Source organism: Ruminococcus sp. (assembly GCF_024691275.1).
Lineage (GTDB): Bacteria > Bacillota > Clostridia > Oscillospirales > Ruminococcaceae > Ruminococcus.
Map to the genome: position 1 here is coordinate 33,511 of NZ_JAILNU010000039.1, position 10,042 is coordinate 43,552.

Annotated in this window: 13 protein-coding genes; 10 read left to right on the forward strand and 3 right to left on the reverse strand. The window is 43.5% G+C overall.

Features of this window, described 5'->3' with window-relative positions; genetic code table 11:
* Positions 1–109: 109 nt before the first annotated feature.
* Positions 110–604, reverse strand: coding sequence for a methylated-DNA--[protein]-cysteine S-methyltransferase (locus K6G33_RS04765; protein ID WP_296776830.1), 495 nt, complete (start codon positions 602–604; stop codon positions 110–112).
* Between the two features lie 29 nt (positions 605–633).
* Positions 634–1,038 carry a hypothetical protein gene (locus K6G33_RS04770; RefSeq protein ID WP_296776832.1) on the reverse strand — a complete coding sequence of 135 codons (405 nt, stop codon included), beginning with the start codon at positions 1,036–1,038 and terminating at the stop codon, positions 634–636.
* Between the two features lie 697 nt (positions 1,039–1,735).
* Between K6G33_RS04770 and K6G33_RS04775 the strand changes: the two genes are divergently transcribed.
* A complete protein-coding gene (locus K6G33_RS04775) occupies positions 1,736–2,425 on the forward strand; it encodes a flavodoxin family protein (protein ID WP_296776834.1) in 690 nt (229 codons plus the stop codon).
* Positions 2,426–2,482: 57 nt separating this feature from the next.
* Here K6G33_RS04775 and K6G33_RS04780 read toward each other — a convergent pair whose 3' ends face one another.
* Positions 2,483–3,340, reverse strand: coding sequence for a GNAT family N-acetyltransferase (locus K6G33_RS04780; protein ID WP_296776836.1), 858 nt, complete (start codon positions 3,338–3,340; stop codon positions 2,483–2,485).
* A gap of 207 nt (positions 3,341–3,547) precedes the next feature.
* Here K6G33_RS04780 and K6G33_RS04785 point away from each other — a divergent pair, with 207 nt between their 5' ends.
* The 9 genes from K6G33_RS04785 to K6G33_RS04825 all read left to right on the forward strand — a co-directional run bounded on the left by K6G33_RS04785 (position 3,548) and on the right by K6G33_RS04825 (position 9,946).
* A complete protein-coding gene (locus K6G33_RS04785) occupies positions 3,548–3,757 on the forward strand; it encodes a hypothetical protein (RefSeq protein ID WP_296776838.1) in 210 nt (69 codons plus the stop codon).
* A 12-nt stretch (positions 3,758–3,769) separates the two neighbouring features.
* Positions 3,770–4,099, forward strand: coding sequence for a single-stranded DNA-binding protein (locus K6G33_RS04790; RefSeq protein WP_296776839.1), 330 nt, complete (start codon positions 3,770–3,772; stop codon positions 4,097–4,099).
* 13 nt (positions 4,100–4,112) lie between these two features.
* Positions 4,113–4,247: a hypothetical protein gene (locus K6G33_RS04795; protein ID WP_296776842.1), complete on the forward strand. Its 135-nt coding sequence runs from the start codon at positions 4,113–4,115 to the stop codon at positions 4,245–4,247.
* A gap of 297 nt (positions 4,248–4,544) precedes the next feature.
* Positions 4,545–5,045 carry an N-terminal phage integrase SAM-like domain-containing protein gene (locus tag K6G33_RS04800; RefSeq protein WP_296776844.1) on the forward strand — a complete coding sequence of 167 codons (501 nt, stop codon included), beginning with the start codon at positions 4,545–4,547 and terminating at the stop codon, positions 5,043–5,045.
* 53 nt (positions 5,046–5,098) lie between these two features.
* Positions 5,099–5,632, forward strand: coding sequence for a site-specific integrase (locus K6G33_RS04805; protein ID WP_296776847.1), 534 nt, complete (start codon positions 5,099–5,101; stop codon positions 5,630–5,632).
* A 186-nt stretch (positions 5,633–5,818) separates the two neighbouring features.
* Positions 5,819–7,378, forward strand: coding sequence for an SNF2-related protein (locus K6G33_RS04810; RefSeq protein WP_296776850.1), 1,560 nt, complete (start codon positions 5,819–5,821; stop codon positions 7,376–7,378).
* 75 nt (positions 7,379–7,453) lie between these two features.
* Complete coding sequence (locus tag K6G33_RS04815; protein WP_296776852.1) at positions 7,454–8,914, forward strand: C-terminal helicase domain-containing protein; 1,461 nt, start codon at positions 7,454–7,456, stop codon at positions 8,912–8,914.
* 12 nt (positions 8,915–8,926) lie between these two features.
* Positions 8,927–9,187: a hypothetical protein gene (locus tag K6G33_RS04820; protein ID WP_296776855.1), complete on the forward strand. Its 261-nt coding sequence runs from the start codon at positions 8,927–8,929 to the stop codon at positions 9,185–9,187.
* A 162-nt stretch (positions 9,188–9,349) separates the two neighbouring features.
* Positions 9,350–9,946: a hypothetical protein gene (locus K6G33_RS04825; RefSeq protein ID WP_296776858.1), complete on the forward strand. Its 597-nt coding sequence runs from the start codon at positions 9,350–9,352 to the stop codon at positions 9,944–9,946.
* Positions 9,947–10,042 lie beyond the last annotated feature (96 nt).

Here is a 10,042-nt window from a genome sequence, read left to right on the forward strand (position 1 = left end):
ATTCATTGCGCATGAACTTTGGGTTGGATTTTAGTTTTCCCCAGTGCAATTTATACTGGAAATATGAAAAAAGCACCAAGTTCATAACACTTGATGCTTGAATAGTTTTTTATAATGCGTTCTCCAGTTTCAGCAGCTCGATCTTTTTATCAAGACCTCCTTCGTATCCAGTCAGGCTGCCGTCTGCTCCGACTACTCTGTGACACGGGACAATGATCAAAATGGGATTATGACCAACAGCGCCGCCAACTGCCTGGGCTGACATTCGCTCAATGCCTTTCTGCTCTGCGATGATATTTGCGATCTCGCCGTAGGTCATGGTCTGCCCGTATGGTATCGAAAGCAGTATCTCATAAACCGCCTTGCGGAACGGAGTTGTGTTCAGATGTATATGTGGAGTGAAGTTTGGAACTTTGCCGCTGAAATATGTATCAAGCCAATTAATAGTCTGCGTGAATATCGGCAGCTTTGCTTTGGTGCTTTCAGATATGAGCTTATGGGGGAAGTTTTTCTGTCCGTCGAACCATAAGCCGGTGATTGATTCGCCGTTACTGGTGAGGGTTATGCTGCCGAGCTGAGAAATATAATGATGTTTGAAAACCATATTCTTATGAATTCCTTAGTTCTGTCTTATTACACGTTATAACTGCAAATATCAGGAAGAACACCATTTAACTGATAATCATGAAAAATCATCCTGCACAGACTAACAGCTATATAATCAAAGCCTTGAAGTGTCTTCCATGTATTCTTACTGTTTTCAATCTGTAATTGTCCTTGTTCTATCATTGCGGAAATATCAATGTTTTTAAGAATTCGTTTTACAATAAGTTTCTTTCTGCCGCTTGGCATTCTTTTCATCTTCTCATGTATCTCAGGTTCAATTAAACAAGACTTGTTGATGGTAATAGTGCCGTCATAGATCCTATCAGGATTTCTGAATTGTTCTTCGTTCAGATTATAAGAAGAATAGGAATAAATAACCATATTCTCATCTTCAAGTTCTTTTTTGCAAGTACCCCCGTATCCTAAACTCATGATCTCACTCCCTGCCATGACATTTTTGCTTGATGTTAGAATTATTATATAGCATAGTTTTGAAAAAGTCAACGACATATCACTTGATATAAAGAAAAATATCGCTGAAAAAGTCTCAGCTGCGACCTCTCTACACAAGAGCGAAAGCTTTTCCAGCAAGCTCGGTATCCCCGCATTACAATTTTGGAAAATTGAATGCTGTGATACATAGCTTGACAGGAGCTTTGCCCCTATGACCCCAACTGAGAAATTATACAAGAACTTATGCTATCCCTTGAACCACAAGTGAGCAAAAATACCGAGCCTGATGGCTCGGAAACAGAGATGCCACAAAGGAGCATAATTCAACCTCAGCAAGCACGGCAATTCGTTCCCACGGAAACCCGTGATAACGCCTCGCATTGCTTGCTGAGGGATGCTCCCCCAAGCCCCCGAATCATGAAACAAACAACTTGAAAACTGAATGCTAAAAAAGAGAGAAAAAACCAATCCAGCAAGCACGGTATATCGTTCCCACAAGTTTCGTGAGAAACGACATACAATGCTTGCTGAGGGATGCCCCCAATCCCCCGAATCTGAGCTGAGAAAAATGCATCGAAAAGACCACTCTACGGAGCGTGGATTGACGTGACTTCCGCACTGATTTATAATAAAAATATCAGAAGAAAAACTGATAGACGGAAGGAGAAAAATCACTATGAAAATACTTGTTCTGAACGGCAGTCCCAAGCGTGAGAAAAGCGACACTATGCACATCACACGAGCGTTCCTTGACGGCATGAAAGAAGCCGCTCCACAGGAGGTTCACATCGTCAATATTATCGACAAGCATATCGAATATTGCACAGGCTGTTTTATCTGCAAGCGCAACGGTGGTGAGTGTATCCATAATGATGATATGAGAGAGCTTCTCGGCGAAGTTCTGGAGAGCGATCTTTTGCTGTTCAGCTATCCGCTTTACTGCTACGGAATGCCTGCGCCCATGAAGGCTTTTGCAGACCGCACAATGCCGCTTTCAAGTATGACGATGAAGAAGCAGGGCGACAGGTATGTTCACATCGGACAGGCGGACTTTTCACACCTAAAATACATGATGATATGCGGCTGCGGATTTCCAAACAGCAAGCAGAACTTTGAGCCTGCGGTGATGCAGTTCAAGCTGATGTTTCCGAATGATCATACTATCATTACCGTTCCCGAAAGTCCGATGTTCAATGCTCCCGAAGCGGCAGAGGTGACTATGCCGAGACTGGAGCTTGTAAAGCAGGCAGGAAAGCAGTATGCGGAGACAGGAAAAATTGATGATGATCTGCTTACGGAGATATGCTCGCCGATGATACCGGAAGATGTGTATGCGAGCATCTGCAATGGGGAAATAAAGGTATAAAATCAAGGCGCAGATGTTGGTTATCTGCGCCTTGATTCTATAATATAGTGATTTTAATTAGATATCATCCAAATTATACCCTATTCCTTTCAGATAAGAGTATAAATCACCTACCCTATCAAGATAATCATAGTGAGAATCAAGTGCTTGTGGAAGATCATCGTCAGGGTAGAGCTTTAACAGCTTATGCAACTTCCATCCGTCACCATACTTGTCAGTGAGTGCAATAAACATTACTTGAGCTGGCATATCAAGGGCTTCATATAAAATCTTTTTTTCGTCACTGACTTTGAAATTAGTCAAACGATCATAGAAATAGTTCAGCAGCTCATCTTCTTTGTTGTGTTTATGAAATTCATCAAGCTCACATTCGATATCATAGTAGCCATATTTATCTTCCAGTATTCTAAATACTTCATAGAGCGTCAAAGATGACAGATCATTTTCGATATTACCCTCGCTGTTAAGTTTAAATGTGAACCGAAAAACTAATTCTCTGTGCGCTCCTATTGAAACATACCTGCACTTATCAAATATCTCCTTAAAAGCTTCAAATCGTTCATTTGTCAAAGTGTTTGGTATTGCAGCAAGTTCCTGATGAACTACCCAATCTGCAAAAGCTTCAACTGCTTCATTCGCATATCCCTGTTCGTCATAGAAGGAATCAATACCGCAACCTATTTCAAGGATTCCTTCCGAAGAAAGTCTGTTGATACACAGTTCCCCGATATGATCATTATTTTTGAGATCAATCATCCATATCGTATAGTTATCCCATTGTTCTGAATGTTTAAGAGCATCGTTCAATATTTGACTGTATGCCAATTTACAGTTGCCAACAGTCTGTGTTTCGATAAACTCCTTCATCTGCTCTTGTGAGGCAGGATAAATCTTTAATCGTTCTGTTTCAATCATAGTATCCTCCTGACACACTCTTTGTTAAGCATATCATAGCATAAATACCCGAAAAAGTCAATCTGTGTAACAGCGCAATGCACTGGGGAAAATCCACATTTTGCTGCGCCTTTCACAAGAATTATTACAATCATTCCGATATGCTGGACTCCGGTAGTTTTATCGGATATAATGGATTCACAATAAAACTTATGGAGGTATACAGCTATGTTGAAAACACCTGAATTGGCGATGTCAAGAACAAACGAAGTCACCACCGTATGCAACGGTAAGAAAGAGGTCTGGGACGATTATGAAGAAGCAAAGGCATACTTTCTTGAACTCATGATGTCCACGGACGGCGAGGAGCATGACCGAGCAGAATGTGTATATATTCAGCTTATGCACGGGCTTGATGAGTGTTCGGACGATGATTGAAAGGAGTGGACTATGTTGAACAAGATCATGATGTCAGGCAGGCTTCTGACTGAGCCTGCTGTTACCACCAAGGACGACCTCCGATACTGCAAATTCAGTATCGCCGTTGACCAGCCTAAACAGAAAGGCATTGATGCTGTCGAGACAGACACGTTCACCTGTCTTGCCTTTGATGACAATGCAAATGCCGTGAGCTTTCTTTATTCCAAAGGCGGTACGATCACCTTTGTGGGTTCGCTCAGGAACGCTCCCGATAATACGGCAGTCATCATTGTAGAAGAACTGCACTTTCAGAACAGGTTTGCTGTTAAGGTAGACGTTAATTCGGAGCAGATTTTCTGACAGTGCAGGCGTTATGCTTTCAGGCGAACGGAAATGGTCTGTAATGGCTTTCGGATATGGTTTCCGTTCTGTTATCCATAAATATGAAACAAGGCTCTCAGAGTGGTTCTGGGAGCCTTATCTTTTTATGAAGCTCTCTGCAAGATAGTATAGAGCTTTTTTCACATATTCGGCGCGCAAGTAGCGCAATACTGGCGCGCGTATCACATTGATTCGGCGCAGTACCATTCTATAATTACAATAGCCAATTTCTCAAAACAGATACTTTAACGAAATCCGCTATTATGGCAGGTATCGCCGCTAAATGACATACTATCCCATATTGAAATTATACAGTATTTTTAGAGGATTTTCAAGTATCGAGCCGAAAATTGGCAGTTTGTATACAACAGGGGCAACGCAGATGTGCAGATTGCTCATCTGTGAGCGTATGGAGGGTTACTGAATGGAAAATGCAGGTATTTGTATTACAATGCGTAAAGACGGACGATACATGGGAAAGTTCGTCACTGGATACGGAGATGATCACAAGGCTCAGTATCAGTATGTCTACGGAAAGACCTACGAAGAAGCAGAAAACAAGGCTTTGATTGGGCATGAAATAGCGTCTCGCTTTCTGTCGGGCAGATATATTACTGTCAGCAATGTGTATGTGGAATGGCTGAATGCCGTGGTTAACCGTGTCAAGGAATCAACACTTGCCAACTACAAAAACAAGTTTGAAAAGCATATTCTCCCCGAATTCAGGGATGTGCCGTGTGCAGACCTGACCACAGGCAGGATAAATGCCTTCATAAACAAAAAGCTCGCAGACGGGTTATCTGCAAGCTATGTTCGTGATATATTTACTGTTTTCAAAACGATGCTGAAATATGCACAGGAAGAATACGGATTCAGGCTGTCGCTGAAAACGTCACTCTCCCAAAAGCCGAAAAGAAACAGGTAGAGAGAATCAGCGATGAACAGCAGAAAAAGCTTGTTTCGTATCTGAAAGCGAATATGTCGCTGACTGCTTTCGGTATCCTGCTGTCGCTGTTTATGGGACTGCGTATCGGTGAACTGTGTGGCTTGAAATGGGAAGATGTGGACTTTAAGCATAAGACGCTGTATATCAGGAGAACGGTTCAGCGTATCAGCTCCTCTAACGGCGACAGAAAAACAAAGGTCGTTATCTCCGCTCCGAAGTCGGCGACATCGTTCAGAGAGATCGCTATCCCCGATACGCTCATGAAGTATTTTGAAATGTTCCGAGATGAAGCTGATCATTTCATTTTATCGGGAACGGATAAGCCAATCGAGCCTCGCACTATGCAGTATCGTTACAAGAAGATACTGCGGTCTGCCGATGTTGGTAATCATAATTATCACAAGCTCCGCCACACTTTTGCGACCAATTCCGCAGAGAAAGGCTTTAATGTGAAGGCTCTGTCTACCGTTCTCGGTCACAGCAACGTCACCCTGACACTAAACCGATATATTCACCCCGACCACACCTATGAACGCAGGCTGATGAATATGTGTATGCAGTTGTAAATTGTTGTCAGAACAGTATCTTGAAAATTGAATAATTGCGGTTTTACGCTGTTTTATGGGTCTTATCCTGAATGTATCTGTTTTGAGAAATCTCCCCGATACTCTACATAGTATAACACCGCAATATAAAGGTATACACCGCTGAAAGCATCTGATCCCTATTACGCAACAGTCAGGGGGATTGTAATGGCACACGATACTTTATATATAGTTGACAACAGCAGCGACAAGGCTTCGGTCAAGAATTATCTTTCCGAATGGTGTTCGATTTCCAAGCAGATGGACATCGCAACAGGATACTTTGAGATCGGCGGTCTGCTTACTTTAGGAGAAGACTGGCAGAAACTTGATAAAATACGCATTATCCTCGGCAACGAAGTAACTAAGCGCACCAAAGATGTTATCGAAGAAGTCGCACAGACTATGATAGAGCGTTTCCGTACCAGTATGGAGCGTGAGCAGGAAAAGAATGAGTTCCTGATAGGCGTCCCTGCTATCATCAAAGCTATGAAAGCCGGAAAGATCGATTGCCGTGTATATGACAGCAATAAGTTTCACGCTAAGGCATATATCACATATTTCCGTGATGAATATAGAGATCAGTTCATATCGGCTATGAATATTCCTTCGGGATACGCACTGGTCGGTTCGAGCAATTTTACAAAGGCAGGACTGACTCAGAATATCGAGCTGAATGTTCAGGTAAAAGATGAAGTCGAACAGCTTCAGAAGTGGTTTGATGAGCATTGGCAGAACGGCACGGATATTACCGAGGCTGTATTGAAGGTCATGGAGATGCACTGTCGTGAGTTCAGCCCTTATGATATTTATCTGCGCTCCATGTATGAGTATTTCAAGAGCCATGAAGAGACCGTATCCGAATGGGAAGAAAATGAATCGGTCGTATATAAAGGACTGTCGCAGTATCAGAAGGACGGCTACAACAGCCTTATTCAGATAGCAGAGCGTTACTCCGGCGCCTTTCTTTGTGACGGCGTAGGTCTGGGCAAAACTTTTGTCGGCATGATGCTGATAGAGCGTTTCGTAAAGAAGGAGCGTAAGAATGTCGTGCTTATCGTTCCTGCGTCTGCAAGGGTATCTGTATGGGAAGTAACTATAAAAAGGCTTATTTCTGAGATACTTGAAGGATTCTATCCGTTCAAAATCATCAATCATACTGACCTGCTGCTTGATAAAAATCAGAACCTTATGAATCAGATTGCACAGCAGGCAGAGATCATTATCATAGATGAAGCTCATCATTTCCGCAACCGCTCCTCTAACAGATACAGAAAGCTGTTTGACATGATGCAGGCTGGCTGTAAAAAGCAGATGTTTATGCTTACAGCCACACCTATAAATAATAGTTTCCTTGACTTACAGCACCTTATCGAGCTTTTTACGCACAGGCAGGAGGACTATTTTTCTTCCGCACCGCTGGGCATACACAGCCTTGCAGGACATTTCAAGAAGATGGAAAAGCAGCTCGATCAGGTATCGGGTACTGCGATAAGTGATTCTCTTGATATATCCGGAGATATTATCCGTGCAGATAAACTTGTGACCGAGCTTGTTGTACAGCGAAGCCGTGCTTATGTCAAGCGCAGCCTGCTGAATGAACAGGGCAACAGCGTTTTATTCTCCAACAGAATGCCGCCTACCGTAGCGAACTACTCTCTTGAAAAATCATACGGCAGGCTGATAAAAGACTTCAAGGAATCCTTTGACCGTAAAGATAAGAACTGAAGGACGATAACCATTCTGTCCCTTGCTATATATTCACCGTACAGCGATGATTATTTCATCGGGGACAAGTCCAAGATGGACGAGATGGTAACAGGTCGTCAGCAGCAGGTAGTAAACCTTATCCGTATATTGTTGCTGAAACGCTTTGAAAGCTCTATCGAAGCCTTTAAGGAGACTTGTATCAAAATCTATATTCGCCTGAATAAGTTCCTGAATGACTATAAGGACGTTAATGCCAGCAGCAAGCGCCGTGTAGAGCGTAAACAGGCAGAGCAGGAAGAAATACTGCGGTATGCGGAAGAATATGCCGCTCTGAATCAGACCTCTATTGAAGATATTGAGGACAGCCTGCCCGATTATGTATGGAATACGCAGGAGACCTTTGATGTCAATGATTTTGACATAAACGCCCTGCTTGTTGATACCATGATGGATATGGACACGCTTTCCAAATTCATCGAAGATATGATGGAATTCAAGCCCGAAAACGATGATAAGATACGGGAGCTAAAGCGTATCCTGCATGAAGATACACGCATTCAGAACAAGAAAGTCATCATCTTCACCGAGTACAGGGCAACAGCACAGTATATCTATCGTGAACTGCAAAAGGCAGGATTCACAGATATGTTTGAGATCGACGGTCAGACTTCCGGAGACCGACATGAAATGATACAGCGTTTTGCCCCGTATTATAACGGCTGTTCATCGGCTGAGGTAACAGACGAGATACAGATACTCATAGCTACCGATGTTCTCGCAGAAGGCTTGAACTTGCAGGATTCATCGTGCCTTATCAACTACGAACTGCACTGGAACCCCGTAAGACTTATGCAGAGGATAGGTCGTATCGACCGCCGCCGTGATGCCGATACCGAAGCCCGCCTGCTTGCAGATCACCCTGAACTGAACGCAGACCGTGATAATGCATATTATTGGAACTTCCTGCCTCCGCAGGAGTTGGAACAGCTATTATCGCTGTATAAGACCGTATCAAAGAAAACGCTCCGTATTTCCAAGACATTCGGTATAGAGGGCGAAAAGCTCCTCACACCCGATGATGAATACGAAGCATTGAAAGAGTTCAATTCACATTATGAGGGCAGCACTTCCGCAGAGGAGGAGATCGCCCTTGCATATCAGCAGTTGTTAGCGGATAATCCCGACTATCTTGAACAGGTCAAGGAACTGCCGAGGAAGATGTACAGCGGTAAAGTGGCTTCTACCCGAAAAGGATACTTCTTCTGTTATGAACTGCCTACCAAGAGAGCCGACGGCACATGGTCGGACGGTGACGGCATTTACCGCTGGTATGTTGTTGATCCCGAGACCAAGCAGGTCACGGAAGATATATACGAGATATGGAATGCCGTTAAATGTGAGCGTGACGAGAGCAGAGCCTTTAACGCAAACGAGGAGCAGTTCTCCGAGATACGCAAAGTGATAGAAAACTACATCAAGAAAAAATATCTGAAAGCGATACAGGCGCCTATGGGCAAAAAAGTCAAGCTGGTCACATGGCTTCAGATGTTATAAGGGGTACAGGCTATGGATATCAGAAATATAAAAAGCATTGATGATCTTATCATATACTTCACCGAGGAACTGAATTGGAATATCGACCTTGACGATTTTGATGAGATCGACGATATTACATACGATTTTGACGCTGCCGATATCGGGCTGAAAGAAGAAGCGTTTGCAAAAATATCATCGTTACGGCAGTTGCAGCCGCTCTGCGATGAGCAGAAATGGGGCATATTCTGCGTAGAGTTCGACAGCAACAAGTTTGAAGTGTCGGCACTCTGAAAGATACTGTCGGGACTTATCCCAAAGAGAAGAAACGCCGCAGATCACGCTGTATGGGCGCAGAAAGACCTGCTGTTCCTTTGTTTCTGGGGGACGGATAATAACCGCACCATCGGCATTGCTCACTTCGAGGACAAGGACGCAGGACTTCCGCAGATAAAGATGATCTCATGTGCGCCTGCGGTTGAAGATTTCACGCAGATACGCAATTTTGAGGAGCGAATCGGTCACTTATCATGGGTAAAGAACGAAGCAGATACCGAAGCATGGTATCTGCAGTGGTCGTCTGCATTTGTAACGGCATATCATCAGGTTATCAGGGACTCTGCATCGCTTACAGTCAAACTGGCGGCGGAGGCTCAGGCTATCCGTGACCGTATCCTCGATATATACGCTGTTGAAAACAAAGAGGGCTATGTACACAAGCTGTTTTCTGACTTCAAGGACAACCTTATCCATGATATGACAAAACAGCAGTTTGCCGATATGTACGCTCAGACCGTTGTTTACGGCTTGTTCTCGGCAAGGTGTATGGATAAGACGCAGGGTGATTTCGATGTGCAGGAAGCTATCAAGTGTATTCCGAATACAAACCCGTTCCTGAAAAGGCTCATGGAAGAATGCCTGGGCGAAGGCAGTGAGCGTCACCTGACCTTTGATGAGCTGGAAGTTGCGAATGTTGTGGAGATACTCACGCACACCAATACCGACCTTATTATGTATGCTAAAATAAAACTGAGCCAGTTAGCCTCAAAATGATAATAAAAAAATGAGCCACTAAAATAAAAATCCTGTATAATAAGAGAAAGAGCTTGTGTACAGGAGGAACAAGGAGTGGCAATAGCAATGGAGATC